We start from the raw sequence: 14,717 nt of genomic DNA, 5'->3' as shown, positions 1-14,717 counted from the left end.
TTTATCGACAATCAGCGCAACCCCATGTGCCCGCGAACCACCTGAAGGTGAATGCCTGCACAAGATTGGAAACGATGCTGTGAGACGCCATCTACTCGTTGTTGAGCGATCGCTCAAATCACTTGATCTAACGGTTGCTCAAGTTTCGGTGTCTAGATACCGTGGAAAACCGGTGGGGTCGTAAGAACAGGCACCTTGAGATTCTGTGATTACAGAATCTCAACCGATCGCCATCCACACGGCGACGGCGGCGAGAACTGTGCCGAAAATCCGATTGATCCACGTAGCGCTTTGCTCTTCGCGAAACTGCTTGGCCAACCGGTCGCCCGCGGCAGTCCATGCCAGGAACGCGAGGAGGTTGTTCAGGGTGAAGACCGTTGTGATGACGAGGATAACCTGCCACTGGCCTGTACCGTCTGCCGCGACGACGAACTGCGTGAACATCAATGCGATGATGAGGTAGGCTTTCGGGTTGAACAGAAGCAGCAACACCCCGGTGCCGAATCCGGCGGGCGTAGCCTCCGTCGCGCCATCGTGTCCACCGCTGTGAAAGAGACTCCAGGCCAGCCAAAGCACGTAGAGGCATCCGAGCAACTTCAGCGAATTGAACGCGCCCGGATGCGTCGTGAAGGCCGCCAGCGCGCCGAAGCCGATCGCCGCAGTCACGATCCACGTTGCCACATGGTATCCGAGATTGGCTGGAAGGGTCGCTCTCATACCGAAGCGCGCACCGTTGGCGGCGAAGAACATGTTTCCCGGTCCCGGGCTGTAGGCCAGCGGAAAGAGGAAGGCGATCAGGGCTGCTATGGTCGTTGTCATGGTAAGGACTCCGGCGATTGTTTCCGTGATGGTGGGCTGGTTTTTCTGCTGATGCAGCCCGATTCATGCGTATTGCGGTGGGGGCTGTCCTCGTCAGGCAGCGCCGCGGTTGTTTACCATGTCATCTGTCGTCACGACCTTGCCGTAACTCGCCGCCAAGGGGGCCATGATCGCGGCGTGGACGTGTCCAGACGGCACCGAAACGCCGCCGTGACTGACCGACGCGGCGGCGCAGGCATCCCCGACCACAGTGACGGCAAAGCCCATGTCGGCCGCCGCGCGGGCGGTGGCGTCCACACACATTTGGCTCATCGCGCCGCAGAGAATGACACGCTTGATCTCCGCCGCGCGCAGTGCCGCTTCCAGACCGGTGCCGACGAATGAATTGGGACGGCTTTTCTCGAAGACCGTCTCACTGGAGTCGGGCCGCACGGTTTCATTGATCTCGCTACCCAGAGTGCCTGGACGGAAAAACGGAGCATCGGCCGAACCCGCGATGTGACGGATATGGAAGACCGGTTCTCGCCTGGCTCGCGCTCCGGCAAGAAGTCTCTTGGCATTGGCGGCAGCGGCATCCATGCCGTCGAGGGCCATCAGGCCTCCTTCAAAATAGTCGTTCTGGATGTCGATGAGGATCAGGGCTGTCTTGGTCATGTCTGTGTTCTCCTTTTTTTCCAATTTACGCGCTCAACCCTTCGCTCTACGATTGGCGTTGATGACAATCACTGTGCCGAATACGCCAAAGCAGGTTAAGATCGCTTTCATTGCCTACGAGGGCGCGCAAATGTCCGCCGTGCTTGGCCTTGGCGACATCCTGACCGTCGCAAACCGCTATGCTGCCGAAGTTGGTTCAGGGAAGGTGGATCATGCGGTCCTCCGCCCCGGCGATCTTGATGGCGAGGCTGGGTTTGATGCGGTCATCGTGCCGCCCAATCTGACCGGTGGCCGGGGCAATACCGATGGACTCGTCCATGGCTGGATCGCCGAACAACATAGAGGCGGCGCGACGCTGTGCTCGGCCTGCGCGGGTGCGTTCTGGCTGGGCCACGCAGGTGCGCTGGATGGCCGGCCTGTAACAACTCACTGGGCGCTGGAAAGAGAGTTCCGCGCCGCATTTCCACGCGCGGAGCTGCACCCGGAGCATCTGCTGATCGACGACCACGACATTGTCACCGCGGGCGGCGTGATGGCCTGGGTTGATCTGGGGCTTTTCTTGGTGCGACGGTGGCTGGGGCCGGACGTCGTCTCGCGCACCTGCCGCCAAATGCTGATCGACCCTCAGGGACGCGAACAACGCAACTATCGCAGTTTCCGACCGCGCCTGGATCACGGCGACGACTCTATTCGGGGCCTCCAACACTGGATGGAAGAAAACGCCGCTTTGGAACTCGCCCTACCAACTTTGTCGAACAGGGCAGGGATGACCGAACGGACATTCCAACGTCGCTTCACCAATGCGACGGGTCTTTCGGTAAGCCGCTATGTACAGGAACTGCGGATCGAGAAGGCGCGGGGTCTGTTGGAACGCACGACAATGCCGGTAAACGAAATCTGCTGGGCTGTAGGTTACGCCGATGCCTCGACCTTCAGCCGCCTCTTCCGTTCGATCTGTGGCGTGAGCGCCAGCGAATATAGGCGGCGGTTTGCTATTGGATGACTCTCGTAGCGTCGTGTACGGATTGGGCCTGCACTACCGAAACGCTGCCATGGGCAGAAACAGACCTAAGTGAAATGTCATCCTGCTACGCAGCATAATCCGGCTAATCAGCCATTTGCGCGCACCGCAGCGTCTGAAAGAATGGGCTCAGAGCCGCCTTGCGGCCTGCAAGAGCCGTCATTCGCCGCGGCTGCAAAAATTGACAAAGGGCTGAGGTTAGCACCGCGGCGGAAGCGGTCATTCTCTTTTCGTTTTGAGCCTAACCAAGATCTTCTTTTTGCGGGCAAACATTATTCACCATAGAGTGGACCAATGACCCAAGAGATTTTGACCATACCGCGACCGATCCTGTGGACCTTTCGACGCTGCCCTTATGCTATGCGGGCGCGGATGGCGGTGTTGAGCGCGGGGCTGGAGGTAGAACTGCGCGAGATCAAATTGAAGGATAAGCCGCAGGCTTTTCTACGGGCCTCGCCTTCGGCCACGGTGCCTAATTTGCAAGCGGGTGATCTAAACTTGGATGAGAGTCTCGACATCATGCTATGGGCGCTTGGGAAGAGTGATCCGCTTGGGCTATTGAACATGCCCAGTATCGGCGAAACCCTGATTGCCCAGAACGATGGGCCCTTCAAAGCCGCGCTTGACCACACTAAATACTCAGACCGCTATCCTGATCTGGATGCCCAATCCGAACGGGCGAAAGCATCCACCTTCATTCAGTCTCTTGAGACACAGCTGGCGAAGTATCCTTTCCTGACGGGCGACAGGCCCACACTCGCCGACATCGCGATCTTTCCGTTTGTGAGGCAGTTCGCCCATATTGACCGTGCCTGGTTTGACGCGCAGCGTTGGCCCAATGTGATCCTTTGGTTGGACGGTTTCCTTCAGAGCGCAGATTTTCAAAAGGCCATGGCGAAATTCACTGTTTGGGAAGACGGCACGCGCCCCTATCTTTTCGGCCACGCCTCTGAATAGCTCTGGCAATGCCGATGCGGCCCGGCATCGGCGGGTGCGGATGGCATGGCCTTCGGGGCAGAGCCCGAAAGTTTCCGCAGCCGACCTCAATTGAAAACGCAGCGAAAGCCAGTCTTCCGCCCTTCCTGATCAAGGCAGGACTCGGCCCAAACCGGCCTTTGGAAAAGGTATCGTTCAACGGCAGCTATGTCAGCTGGAGTTCACAGTCAGTGAAATGGCGCCAGCAATTAAAAGTCAGCCAGCATCACCGGTCCACAGTTCGAGAAGGTTTACATCGCTGCTGTCCGGTTTTTGCTCATTCGGAAGTTTGTCAACTTGCATGAGCATCGGAATGTCGAAATTGGTTCCGGTTACAACGCACGCGCCTTGAGGCAGCGTCGGTATCTGCCCTCTCGAAAGGCTATCCAACGTCGAGATCGTGTTCTCCGAGAGAGCAAGATCTCTGTCATTCACCAATCGATGTATGAAACAGTTGTGCAATTGCGAGACGATGGTAGGGGAGATATCTGCAGGTCGTTGGCTTGCGAGAGTAAGAAATATGCCGAATGACCTGCTCCCCTGAATAGTCCGCGATTTGGGGTTAGTCTGTTCCTATCAAAGGAGACGGACGATAAAGCGATCAAGGTTCACGGAAGAACAGATCATCGGCATTTTGAAAGAGCATCAGGCGGGGCTTGGGGCCAAAGAGCTGTGCCGCAAGCACGGCGTTAGCGATGCGACATTCTACAAATGGCGATCCAGGTATGGCGGCATGGAAGTGTCGGACGCGAAGAAGCTGAAGGCCCTGGAGGCTGAGAATGCCAAGCTCAAGAAGTTGCTGGCGGAGCAGATGATGGACGTATCGACGCTCAAGGAAATGCTGGGAAGAAACTTGTGAGGCCCGGTGCGCGACGCAGAGCTGCGAGCTGGGTCATGAATGAGAAGCAATACAATCAGAAGCGGGCCTGTGCCTTGGCTGGGATTGATCCAGGTGTCTATCGGCGCACATCTAAGCGTCCGGTCGATACTGAGTTGCGGGATCGCCTTAAGGATCTGTCATCACAGCGGCGACGGTTTGGGTATCGCCGTTTGCACATTTTGCTGAAGCGCGAGGGCTGGCAGGTGAACTGGAAGAAGCTGTATCGCATCTACAAATAAGAGAGCCTGACTGTGCGCAAACGTGGTGGCCGCAAGCGTGCTTATCCCCAGCGAAATCTATGGCGACCTGATGAGAAAGTTGATCGCCCCGCATGATCGGCTGTTTGAAAACGGCATCGGCAAGAACGTTGAATGCAAACCATCCGACGCAGCACAATGAAATTGTGGGGGCTACCAGTGTGCAGCTCTTGCAAATTGCTTGTAAATCAACGCCCTAGGTCAACTAAGTGGTGCGGGCGGTGGGAGTCGAACCCACACGGGCACACGGCCCAACAGATTTTAAGTCTGGTATGTCTACCATTCCATCACGCCCGCATCTGGTGCGGACCATAGCCCGCTAAATTTTCGTGTAAAGCGTCAGAAAACCCATTGGCTGCCAAAATCTTGCCCAGATTCACAATTAATCATAAAGACATGAAAAAAACCGCGCCCCATCCCCAATCCCGCCTGCGACGCGCCTTTCAACGCGGCATGCTGATCGCTCTGGGCATCGCCTTTGTTCCTGTGGCTTTGGTGTCTACGGGGCTCTTCCTGTCGGGGTATCAACCGCAGGATTTCAACCCCGGTTTGCGCTATGGGCTGATCGGGATTTGGCTGATTTATGTGTTTACCGCTGACCGTATCGCCAATTTCAATTTCTGGCGTCGCATCCCGTTCATGCGTGGCAGGGACAACGGCGAATTGATTACAGTGGTCGTATTTGCCGCGATCATCGCGTCAATGCGGCTCAACACAGGCGCACAACTGCATTGGATGATCCTCGACTGGTTCAAGAGCTTCACCGTATTGGCCGTGCTCTTCATCGCGCTTTATATGATTTTTCGAGCCGTGACGCGCTCGTGGCGCAGAGCGCGCAAACGGATTCACACCCAGCCGTTCACCGGCTGACGGCCCACGGTTGCGTCGTGCCTGTCTCGGCGCCTCACTCGCCGTCATAAGCTTGTGCAATCCGCGCCCGGCAGCTTTCCTTGGCGTCTCAGGCTTAAACCTGATGGAGCCGGACCAAGCCCAACGCATTTGACATGGCTCTGGCGTCCCATTCCCGCTTCCCACCCCTCCTGAAACCAGCTAGCGTGACGCCCATGTTTCCAATCCGCGATCACAATCCTTCCGGCTGCACGCCCTATGTCACCTACGCGCTTATTGCGCTCAACACGGTGGTCTTTCTCAGCTATGTCAGCCTGTTTGGCGACCCGCGCGCGCTCAACCTGCTGTTTTATGACTGGGCCATCCTGCCCGCCCGAATAGCCCAAGGTGATGGCTACACCACCCTGCTTACTTCAATGTTCCTGCATGGCGGCTTCATGCACCTCGCGGGCAACATGCTTTTCCTGTGGATTTTCGGCGACAACCTCGAAGATGAAATGGGCCATATCGGCTTTCTTGTCTTCTATCTCATTTGCGGGCTCGGGGCGGGCTATGTCCATGTGTTATCCGGCCCCAATTCGATGGTGCCGACCGTCGGTGCCTCGGGCGCGATTGCCGGAGTGATGGGGGGCTATCTCCTGCTCTTCCCCAAGGCCAAGATCGACATTCTGCTCATCATCGTCATCTTCTTTCGCATCTTTACGATCCCGGCCTGGATCGTGCTTGTTGTCTGGTTCCTCCTGCAATTCTCCGGCGCAATGACTGCAAACGCCAATGTCGGCGGCGTCGCCTATTGGGCTCACGCGGGCGGCTTCGCAATCGGTCTTCTGGCGACCCTGCCGGTTTTTCTGCGCCGCGGTGGAAAACGCTTCTGGGAGCGTAACGAAGGTCAGCCACCCCACCCCGAGGCCCATTACGACCCGTCGCGCGTCCCCCGGATCGGACGCCGTCGATGACCCTGCCAAACCATCCCCTGCGCCTCACCTGCCACTGCGGCAAGGTCGAACTCCGCGTCACCCCCTCGGTGCCTCTAACGCAAGCGCGCCACTGCGACTGCTCCTTCTGCCGTCGCCGCGCCGCCGCTACGCTCACCGTGCCGCTTGATGCTCTCAAGATCATCAAAGGTGAAGACAACCTCACCCTCTATCAATGGGGCACCGGCACCGCACGGCACCATTTCTGCAAGACCTGCGGCATCTACACCCATCACCGCCGCCGCTCGAATCCCAATGAATACGGCGTCAATATCGGCGCACTCGACGGCGTAAACCCGGCCGAATACGAACCACTCGCCTGGCACGACGGTGTCAATCACCCGTCAGACCGCAATTGATCACGGCATAACTTCGCGCCTGCCCAAGTCTTGCGAAACACCGACGCAAGTCTTCCGCCGTATTCAGCCCAGCCACCCCGCCCGGGCTTCATCTTGCCAAAAATATCCCCGCCGGAGGCTTCCGTCCTTTGCGCCTGCGCGCCCTTCGCCTCACAGCCACAAACGATCGTTCCCTGCCGACCCGATCACCCTTGCGGCAAGCCATAGCTGCCATCGGCATCATGCAACTCCCGCCCGGTCAGGGCCGGCGTGAAAATACAGACGAACCGCAAGCCCCCCTTGCCCGCACGAATGACATGCGCCTCGTTGCGATCCAGCGTGTAGAGCGAACCGGCTTTGAGACTGAAAACCTCTCCGGTTTCCAGATTCTCCACTTCGCCCTCACCGGCAATGCAATAATTGGTCTCGATATGGTTCTTGTAATGCAGCCGCTGCTCGGTATTCTCTTCCACCACGGTGTCATGCAGCGAATAGCCCAACCCATCCCCGGCCAACAGCAACCGGCGGCTCTCAAACCCTGCGCCGCGCACATGCGCCTCGGTATCCTCGATATCACTCAGATGTTTGACAATCATTGCCCGCGCCCTCTCCTGACTTGTTTCTGCCACGCCCCGGCTGGCCCGAGCGATCAAAACTCCACATATTGGCCGCGCCCCTCGTCCCGCGCCCGACTCAGCACGTGATGCGCAGCCGCCAGATCCTGCGCGGCCACCCCAAGCGAGCGGTAGACGGTAATCTGCTCGGCGCTCTCACGCCCGCCAATCTCGCTCAAAAGCAACGCGCCAACCTCGCCGCGCAGATCACTCTCGCGCAGCGTCCCGGCAGCGATCATATCAACGATTTCACCCGCCTGCGCCAACGCCGATGGCAGATAATCGACCCAGATCGCAGCGCGTTCCACCATCCGGTCGTCCACCTCGCGCTTTGTCGCAATCGACGATCCCACCACATTCACGTGCGCGCCCGGCTTGACCCAATCCCCCATTACGATAGGGGCAGATGCCGACGTAACGGTGCAAATGATATCCGCGTCGCTTACCGCCTCACGGAGATCCACGCCGTGGCGCACGTCAAGCTGCGGGTAAAGTGCCGCCGCACGCGCCGCAAAAGTTTCGGCCTTGCCTGCGCCCCGCCCCGCCACGAACAGCCGTTTGATCGAACGCACCGCCATCATCGCATCAAGATGATGCTCCGCCTGTTCACCATAACCGATAATCGCCAGGTTCGCCGCGTCCTCGCGCGCCAGCGCGCGCGTCGCCACGCCGCTCGCCGCCGCCGTGCGGATCGCGGTCAGAAGGCTGGCATCCATCATCGCAATCGCGCCGCCGGTTTCGGCCTCAAACAATACCATCGCTCCACGATGCGATGACAGGCCCTGCACCGGATTGTCGGGGAAAAGGCTCACCATCTTGACCCCGAAACAGGCCGGATCGCCGATTGCGCCGGGCATCACGCCCATCATGTTGCCGCCCCCCACCGGCACGGCCGAGCGTAAGGGCAACGCCGCCGTGCCTTTTGAGACATCCCGCATCACCGCATCGACCACTTCAATGGCCTGCGTCATCGGCAACAAATCCGCCACATCCTCATGTGTTAAGACGATCACAGGCTGCGCTCCTTCTCTTGGCCCCAATCCGGCCCGCTCACAACAAGCCCCATCACCTGTTCAAGCAGCGCTGAATACTCCGCAGGCCGCGCCACATAGGGAAAATGCCCCCCCGCAAGAAAGCGATAGGCAACACCGGGTTTCAGCCGCGCCCGCACCATGGCGCGCATCTCTGGCGGGATAAGCGGATCATCATCGGCCTCGATTGTGATGGTCCTTTCCGCTGGCAATGTCACGGGCGGCAGGTCGGGGGCGAATTTCGTCGCCTTCAACCGGGCGCGCAGTTCCGCCTCCGGGATACGGCCATTGACCTCACCCATCAACAATTCCACCACCTCGCCCTGCTCAGGATGTGCCTTGGCCCATTGTCCCAGACCCCCGGCAAACCCGGCGCGCAACTCCTCCACCGGCACATTGTCGAGGTCGAGCGCATAGGGCATCCTCTGGTCAATCCCCTGCACCGCGCAAAGTGTGTTCGCCCCGACGAGCCGCTCCACACGATCCGGCGCCGTCTCCGCCAGATACTGCGCCAGATACCCGCCCAACGACGAGCCGAGAACCGTCGCGCGGGTTACGCCAAGCCGATCCATCAGCGCCAACAAATCGCTGCCCCATTCGGCAATCCCGCCGCTCTCGGGATAGGTCACAGCAATGATCCTGAGACGGTCTTTCAACGCCAACATCTGTTGCCAAAAGATATCGCCCCGCCCCAGCGTGCCGGGCATGAGCAGCAGAACGGGTCCGTCGCCAACATCCACAACGCCCCAGTCTCGGCCATTGAGATTGGTGCGAACCTCGGGGTATTCGGCTGCAAATGAATCGCGCGCTGCAATCAATTGGTTGGTCATTTGAAAGGATCCTCCACGGCGGGCCAATAGGTGCGGGCCCTGTTCTTGTAGGGAATATTGGCCCAATCGGGCGTGATAGCGCCGGGTGTCGCAACCGGGATCACTTCAGCCGCAATCGGGGTAAACCCGGCCTGATAATGGTTCGAGGACTTGACGCAAACAGTGCGGCGTTTGGCCAACTCGATACCCAACTTCTCAAACGCTTCGGGATGAAACGTCTGGCTGCGCTTATCGTTGATCACGATATCGACCCCCTCGCAGGTCACCCAAACCATTTCGCCCAGAGGGGCCGGAAGCTCGCCAAACCGCTGCGTCAGCCCGTCGGCGATCTTGCGCACGGTGACCCGCAGATCCAGCGGATCACCCGACATCGGCCCGCATTTGCCACCCAGTCGCAAATCAAGCGTCGCGCCCTCGCCCGCCTCTTTGCAAATGCGCAGAGCAATCGGATCCCAGAAAATCCCGGTCGCAACATCGCGCATCCCCCGCTCCAGAATGGCACGCAAGAGAAACGTCGCATCACTCGGCGCGCCGCCCCCCGCGTTGTCCGACATATCAGCCAGAACCACCGGCCATTTTGTCGCCGCCTCGGCCCGATCCAGCGCGGTTTGGATATTGGCAACTTCGCGGTGCAACTCATGGCGCAAATCATAGAGCGCGCGCCCCAACCGTTCGGCCTCCGCCTCGGCCAATGCCGCATCGCCATCGCAAATTGCCAGCGCCCGCGCGCCCACCCGCGGGTGATCACCCCAGGGAAAGCTATGTGCAATGGAGAGCGAAAGCACACCGTCCTGTACTTCGCGCGCACTCATCGCATCGACAAACCCGCGCATCGGCTGTTGCGGCGTCGCCATCCCAAGGATCATCCGGCAATCCCAATCGCGCATCACTGGCCGGGTCTCACCCTGCGCTGCGCTCACAGCCAGCCGAAACAGATCTTTCGCACGCTCCGGCACATCAACATGCGGATATTCCTTATAAGCCACCAGCAAGGTTGCCTCCCGCATCATCACATCCGTCAACTGACAATGCGGATCAAGCAAGCCGCCGATCACCGCCTCGGGCAGGATTTTACGCGCCCCTGCGATAAGCTCGCCTTCACAATCATCATATCCATCAGCAATCATCGCGCCGTGCAGGCTGAACAGCACCACATCGACCGGCCCTGCCGCGCGCAAATCCCCCAGGATTTCGTCGCGAAACTCCTCAAAAACCGCCTTCACTGTCGGCCCCGAAGGCTGCGCCGCCGCACACAGGGATTCGACCACTTCCCAACCCTGCGCTTCGGCCATCTCGCGCCAGATATGCAGGGGCGCAGTCCAATATTCCACCTTATGCCTGGTGGCATCACCGTGGAAAATTCCGCCTTCCTCAAAACTGGCACGCCCGGTTGGCATCGGCGAAAAACTGTTGGTTTCGGTCGTCAAACCGGCAATGAAAATACGCATGTTTTCCTTTCAGAGATCAGGAGTGGCAGGTTCAAGCGATTGCCCGGTGGCGCGGATCATCAGACCCGCCAGCAAGTGAACGAGGATCAAAACAAAGGCCAAAGGCACCGCAGCAGTGAACCAGATCATCGACACGTCCAGCATTTCTGCCGACCGCCCAAGAGAGCGCCCCAGAAATCCCCGCGCCATGTCCATCCGCCCATTAACCAGCGAATACCAAATCACCGGGACCGCAAAGCACAGCACACCAATCGCCCGGATCAATGCCAGCACCATGCCCGGCCCGCCCCGCCAATCATGCATTGCCGGAAACAACGTCGGATCCTTCCGCGCACGAAACGCACAGGACGCGCCCAGCATCCCGGCCCAAACCATCGCGCGCCGGGCCAGTTCTTCGGTCCAGACCGGCGGCGCGTCCAAAGCATAACGCGCTACCACCTGCCAACTCGCCGCAAACACCATCACCAACACCGCCAGCACCGCCCCCAAAAGGGCGATACTGTTGAGACCGGCTGAGAAGCGGTCGAGCGTTCTGGCCAGAGCACGCATCTGCTCAGTTGCCCTTGGCGGCTTCCCATTCCGCAATCTGCTCAGGTGTCAAAAGCCCGCTTTCATAGGCCGGACCCGAGGCTGCGCGAAACTCGGCGCGCACTTCTTCACTCAGCTTGACGATCTCAACGCCTGCCGCTTCCAGCTTCCCGAAAACTTCATCCTGAGATTTCAGCCATTCACGGTTGGCCGCATTTGCCGCCGCCGCAGCAGCATCCACAATGGCACGGTCTTCATCGCTCAAGCCCTGATACCAATCCTCAGACACAATCGTGCTGCGCAGCGAAGGCGAGATCCGCGCATCGGTGAAATACTTCAAGAAATCGGTATGCCCGAACAACAGCGGCACAAACGACGGGTTGAGATAGCCATCCGCCACCCCGGTTTGCAGCGCATTCGGCACCTCAGCCCAGCTCACAATCGTGCCCGCAGCGCCCCAAGCCTTGTAAAGCTCGATCTGGCTTTCATCCAGCGCGCGCATGCGCAAGCCAGCCATATCCGCTACCGAATTCACCGGCCGCTTGGTATTGAAAATGCCTGTGGCCTGCCCGACGGTATTCACCGCCAGAACCCGCACACCTTCCTTGGTTGTCGCTGCGTTGATCTTTTCCAGCATACCGCCTTCGTAAAGCGCGCGGTCCACCTCCTCCATATCAGCGAAGAAATAGGGCAGGCGCAGACCATAAACCAGCTTGTCGAGAGACCCCACAATATTCAGCGGCGACATCGATACTTCCAACAAGCCCTGGCTGACCTGATCGAACAACTCGTCATCCCCACCCAGCGCGCCGCGCTGGAATTCTTCGGCTTCCATGCCATGTTCGTTGAGATAGGTGCTAAATGTATGCGACCAGACATAGCTGCCGGCTTCCATGCTCGGCGGGCTGTCGAGCGCGATTTTGACCTGCGCGGTGGCCGCACCAGCCAACGTCATTACGGCAACGCTCAGAGCGCCCCCCAGAATACGAGAAATCTTCATATCACTTCCTCCATGTTAGTATTTTGGTTTAGTTTGTTCTTCATCTTGGCGCCTATCCCCCGGCCAGCCCAAAGGCCCGCGGCAACGCCAGACTGAGTATCGGAAACTTGATCAGCACCCCCAGCACCAGGATCTGAACCAGCACAAAAGGAATGACCGTGCGCGCCAGCGCCCAATACTTCACCCCCGTGACTGTCGAAACCACCAGAAGGCACCCTCCCAGCGGCGGCGAGACCAAGCCAATGCAGAGGTTAAAGCATATCACGATTCCAAGATGCACAGGGTCAGCCCCCTGCGCGATGGCCACCGGCGCCAAGAGCGGCACCAAGAGCGCCAGCGCCACGGGAATATCCAGAACCATCCCCGCCAACAGAAAGATCAGGTTCAACGCCAGCATATATTCCACCGGGCCCAACCCCCAACGCGTCACCGCGTCTGAAATCGCCTCGGGCAAGCGCTCCAGCGCGCCAAGATGGCCCAGCGCGGAAACGGCACAGATGATGATAAAGATCGACCCCGACAAGATCGCCGTGCGCTTCAACCCTTCGATCACCCCTTCAACGGTCAGCGCCCGGTAAAACCAACCCGCCAGCAAAGCGGCGAAAACAGCCACCGCAGCGGCCTCGGTCGGCGTCATCCAGCCCAGAACGATACCGCCCAGAATAATGATCGGCAGGCTCATCGCGGGAAGTGAATGCACTAAGGTTGGCAGAAACGGCGGCATGTCCTCTTTTTCGACCCGCGGGTGGTCCTGCGTCATCGCAAATCCCGCATTTACCAACAACAAGGCCCCCGCCAGCAACAGCCCCGGAATGATCCCGGCCAGAAACAGAGCCGTCACAGATGTCCCCATCAAAGCGCCGTAAAAGATCAGAATGATCGATGGCGGCACGATCGGCCCAATGATCGACGACGCCGCCGTCACCGCGCTGGCATAATTCAGCGAATACCCCCGCCGCGTCATCTCGGGCACCAGCGTGTTCGACAGCGCCGCCGCATCCGCCACAGCCGAGCCGCTGATCCCGGCAAAAAACACCGACGTCAGGATATTCACATGCCCCAACCCGCCGCGCACCCGCCCCACCAAAGCCATCGACAGGTTGATCAGAGCGGTGGTGATCCCGCCCCGGTTCATCAACTCGCCCGCGAGAATGAAAAGCGGCATCGCCATCAGGGCGAAGACATCAATCTTCGAGAAAATCTGCTGCGGCAGGATCGCCAGATAACGCGCATTGTCCGTCGCCAGAAACGCCAGAACCGCCGCGCCGCCAATTACATAGGCAATCGCCAGCCCGGAAAACAGAAAGACAGCAGCGGCAAGAGCGACAAGCAGCATCATGCCGTCGCACCCAACCGCAAGGGCGACAACGCCCCGGCACGCACACCTTCTGCCGCGATATCTTCGGGCAGATCACGCCCCAAGATCAGCGCCGCCGCAGCGCGCGCCATCGCCGGGGCCGACTGAATGCCATAACCGCCCTGCCCCGCCAGCCAGAAGAATCCTTCCCCGGCACTGTCATATCCCGCCACCGGATTGCCATCGGGCAAGAAACTGCGCAGCCCGGCCCATTTGTTTTCTATCCGTCGGATTTGCAGATCAAACGCCGTCTCAATCCGATCAACACAAATCGCGACATCCATTTCATCGGGCTGCGCATCACAGGGCGGCGAATGGGTCGCATCGGCGGGCGAAATCAAAAGCCGACCCGCATCCGGCTTGATATAAAACTGCTCGTCCACATCAATTGTCATCGGCCAGGCATCGGGTTTAACCCCAAGGGGCGGCGAGACAATCAGCGCGGTACGCCTGAGCGGGCGCAACCCCAAGGGCGCAAGCCCGGCCATCTCGCCCAACTCATCCGCCCAAGCCCCGCCTGCGTTGACAACAATCGGCGCGCGCATCCTTCCCTGCGGTGTCTCGACTTCCCAATCGACGCCATCGCGTGCAATCGCGACCACTTCAGCCCGGGCGATCGTCTCGCCGCCGCGTGCCTTGAAGCGGCGCAGATAATGTTGATGCAACGCGGCCACATCAATATCCGCAGCCAGCGCCTCGTAAGCCCCTGCACTGGCATAGCCCTCGCGCAAGAGCGGTGCCTTCTCACGCAGTTGCGCGGCATTCATCGGCACAACAGCCGCCCCAAGCTCTTCTTGTAATTCTGCCAGCGTTTCGGCCTGATCGTCGCGCGCCACGAACAATGAACCGCGCGGTTTTATCAATTCCTGCGGCGGCTCTCCCGGCCCCGTGCCGCTGTAAAAGCGATACGAAGCCCTTGTCAGCGCCCGGATCAAACGCGGCCCATAGGCGGTCGTATAGAGAGCCGCCGACCGTCCGGTGGTATGATAGCCCGGCTGGCTCTCGCGCTCCAAAAGAATGACACGCTCCGCGCCCGGTGCCTGTGCCTGCGCCAACTCGGCCGCCACCGAGGCGCCGGCGATTCCCGCGCCGATAACGATCACATCAGCTGTCTCGATCTGGCTCACGTCCCACTCCCCGGT

The 14,717-nt window shown here is 59.5% G+C and carries 15 protein-coding genes, 1 tRNA gene and 1 pseudogene; 6 read left to right on the top strand and 11 right to left on the bottom strand.

Annotated elements, in window-relative coordinates; genetic code table 11:
- Positions 1-219: 219 nt before the first annotated feature.
- Positions 220-819 (bottom strand): LysE family translocator, encoded by a 600-nt coding sequence (locus tag LZG00_15445; GenBank protein MCF3595389.1) that lies wholly within the window; start codon positions 817-819, stop codon positions 220-222.
- A 93-nt stretch (positions 820-912) separates the two neighbouring features.
- Complete coding sequence (locus tag LZG00_15440) at positions 913-1,473, bottom strand: cysteine hydrolase (GenBank protein MCF3595388.1); 561 nt, start codon at positions 1,471-1,473, stop codon at positions 913-915.
- Between the two features lie 61 nt (positions 1,474-1,534).
- Here LZG00_15440 and LZG00_15435 point away from each other — a divergent pair, with 61 nt between their 5' ends.
- From LZG00_15435 to LZG00_15425, 3 genes and pseudogenes are all read left to right on the top strand, one after another.
- Entirely contained in the window at positions 1,535-2,476 is a 942-nt protein-coding gene (locus LZG00_15435; GenBank protein ID MCF3595387.1) for a helix-turn-helix domain-containing protein, read from the top strand.
- A gap of 312 nt (positions 2,477-2,788) precedes the next feature.
- Positions 2,789-3,451, top strand: a complete 663-nt coding sequence (locus LZG00_15430) for a glutathione S-transferase (GenBank protein MCF3595386.1) — start codon at positions 2,789-2,791, stop codon at positions 3,449-3,451.
- A 610-nt stretch (positions 3,452-4,061) separates the two neighbouring features.
- Positions 4,062-4,585: pseudogene (locus LZG00_15425) on the top strand (transposase).
- A gap of 231 nt (positions 4,586-4,816) precedes the next feature.
- Here the strand turns inward: LZG00_15425 and LZG00_15420 are convergent.
- Positions 4,817-4,903, bottom strand: a tRNA-Leu gene (locus LZG00_15420).
- A 99-nt stretch (positions 4,904-5,002) separates the two neighbouring features.
- Between LZG00_15420 and LZG00_15415 the strand changes: the two genes are divergently transcribed.
- The 3 genes from LZG00_15415 to LZG00_15405 all read left to right on the top strand — a co-directional run bounded on the left by LZG00_15415 (position 5,003) and on the right by LZG00_15405 (position 6,788).
- Positions 5,003-5,476, top strand: coding sequence for a hypothetical protein (locus LZG00_15415; protein ID MCF3595385.1), 474 nt, complete (start codon positions 5,003-5,005; stop codon positions 5,474-5,476).
- Positions 5,477-5,670: 194 nt separating this feature from the next.
- Positions 5,671-6,411 carry a rhomboid family intramembrane serine protease gene (locus tag LZG00_15410; protein ID MCF3595384.1) on the top strand — a complete coding sequence of 247 codons (741 nt, stop codon included), beginning with the start codon at positions 5,671-5,673 and terminating at the stop codon, positions 6,409-6,411.
- Positions 6,408-6,788: a GFA family protein gene (locus LZG00_15405; GenBank protein MCF3595383.1), complete on the top strand. Its 381-nt coding sequence runs from the start codon at positions 6,408-6,410 to the stop codon at positions 6,786-6,788. Before LZG00_15410 ends, LZG00_15405 begins: the two co-directional genes overlap by 4 nt.
- Positions 6,789-6,973: 185 nt before the next feature.
- Here the strand turns inward: LZG00_15405 and LZG00_15400 are convergent, their stop codons facing one another.
- From LZG00_15400 to LZG00_15365, 8 genes are read right to left on the bottom strand one after another with little or no spacing between them, the layout of a single operon-like run.
- A complete protein-coding gene (locus LZG00_15400) occupies positions 6,974-7,363 on the bottom strand; it encodes an ectoine synthase (GenBank protein ID MCF3595382.1) in 390 nt (129 codons plus the stop codon).
- A 53-nt stretch (positions 7,364-7,416) separates the two neighbouring features.
- On the bottom strand, positions 7,417-8,394 hold the full coding sequence (locus tag LZG00_15395) for an ornithine cyclodeaminase family protein (GenBank protein ID MCF3595381.1): 978 nt from the start codon (positions 8,392-8,394) through the stop codon (positions 7,417-7,419).
- Positions 8,391-9,242: an alpha/beta hydrolase gene (locus LZG00_15390; GenBank protein ID MCF3595380.1), complete on the bottom strand. Its 852-nt coding sequence runs from the start codon at positions 9,240-9,242 to the stop codon at positions 8,391-8,393. The genes LZG00_15395 and LZG00_15390 overlap by 4 nt, the downstream gene beginning before the upstream one ends.
- A complete protein-coding gene (locus LZG00_15385) occupies positions 9,239-10,690 on the bottom strand; it encodes a M81 family metallopeptidase (GenBank protein MCF3595379.1) in 1,452 nt (483 codons plus the stop codon). Before LZG00_15385 ends, LZG00_15390 begins: the two co-directional genes overlap by 4 nt.
- A gap of 9 nt (positions 10,691-10,699) precedes the next feature.
- Positions 10,700-11,239, bottom strand: coding sequence for a TRAP transporter small permease subunit (locus LZG00_15380; protein ID MCF3595378.1), 540 nt, complete (start codon positions 11,237-11,239; stop codon positions 10,700-10,702).
- Between the two features lie 4 nt (positions 11,240-11,243).
- Positions 11,244-12,218 (bottom strand): TRAP transporter substrate-binding protein, encoded by a 975-nt coding sequence (locus LZG00_15375; GenBank protein ID MCF3595377.1) that lies wholly within the window; start codon positions 12,216-12,218, stop codon positions 11,244-11,246.
- 52 nt (positions 12,219-12,270) lie between these two features.
- Complete coding sequence (locus tag LZG00_15370; protein MCF3595376.1) at positions 12,271-13,557, bottom strand: TRAP transporter large permease; 1,287 nt, start codon at positions 13,555-13,557, stop codon at positions 12,271-12,273.
- A complete protein-coding gene (locus LZG00_15365) occupies positions 13,554-14,702 on the bottom strand; it encodes an FAD-binding oxidoreductase (GenBank protein MCF3595375.1) in 1,149 nt (382 codons plus the stop codon). The genes LZG00_15370 and LZG00_15365 overlap by 4 nt, the downstream gene beginning before the upstream one ends.
- Positions 14,703-14,717 lie beyond the last annotated feature (15 nt).

The organism is Rhodobacteraceae bacterium LMO-JJ12, assembly GCA_021555075.1.
Taxonomy (GTDB): Bacteria; Pseudomonadota; Alphaproteobacteria; order Rhodobacterales; family Rhodobacteraceae; genus JAKGBX01.
Note: the sequence above shows the minus strand (reverse complement) of the source record. Positions and strands in the feature narration are given on the sequence as shown.

Bases quoted from the DNA above. Each gene is read 5' to 3' on its own strand.
- LZG00_15385 (MCF3595379.1), bottom strand. From the start codon at position 10,690: ATGCGTATTTTCATTGCCGGTTTGACGACCGAAACCAACAGTTTTTCG.
- LZG00_15430 (MCF3595386.1), top strand. From the start codon at position 2,789: ATGACCCAAGAGATTTTGACCATACCGCGACCGATCCTGTGGACCTTT.
- LZG00_15380 (MCF3595378.1), bottom strand. From the start codon at position 11,239: ATGCGTGCTCTGGCCAGAACGCTCGACCGCTTCTCAGCCGGTCTCAAC.
- LZG00_15410 (MCF3595384.1), top strand. From the start codon at position 5,671: ATGTTTCCAATCCGCGATCACAATCCTTCCGGCTGCACGCCCTATGTC.
- LZG00_15390 (MCF3595380.1), bottom strand. From the start codon at position 9,242: ATGACCAACCAATTGATTGCAGCGCGCGATTCATTTGCAGCCGAATAC.
- LZG00_15405 (MCF3595383.1), top strand. From the start codon at position 6,408: ATGACCCTGCCAAACCATCCCCTGCGCCTCACCTGCCACTGCGGCAAG.
- LZG00_15375 (MCF3595377.1), bottom strand. From the start codon at position 12,218: ATGAAGATTTCTCGTATTCTGGGGGGCGCTCTGAGCGTTGCCGTAATG.
- LZG00_15445 (MCF3595389.1), bottom strand. From the start codon at position 819: ATGACAACGACCATAGCAGCCCTGATCGCCTTCCTCTTTCCGCTGGCC.
- LZG00_15415 (MCF3595385.1), top strand. From the start codon at position 5,003: ATGAAAAAAACCGCGCCCCATCCCCAATCCCGCCTGCGACGCGCCTTT.
- LZG00_15435 (MCF3595387.1), top strand. From the start codon at position 1,535: ATGACAATCACTGTGCCGAATACGCCAAAGCAGGTTAAGATCGCTTTC.
- LZG00_15370 (MCF3595376.1), bottom strand. From the start codon at position 13,557: ATGATGCTGCTTGTCGCTCTTGCCGCTGCTGTCTTTCTGTTTTCCGGG.
- LZG00_15400 (MCF3595382.1), bottom strand. From the start codon at position 7,363: ATGATTGTCAAACATCTGAGTGATATCGAGGATACCGAGGCGCATGTG.
- LZG00_15440 (MCF3595388.1), bottom strand. From the start codon at position 1,473: ATGACCAAGACAGCCCTGATCCTCATCGACATCCAGAACGACTATTTT.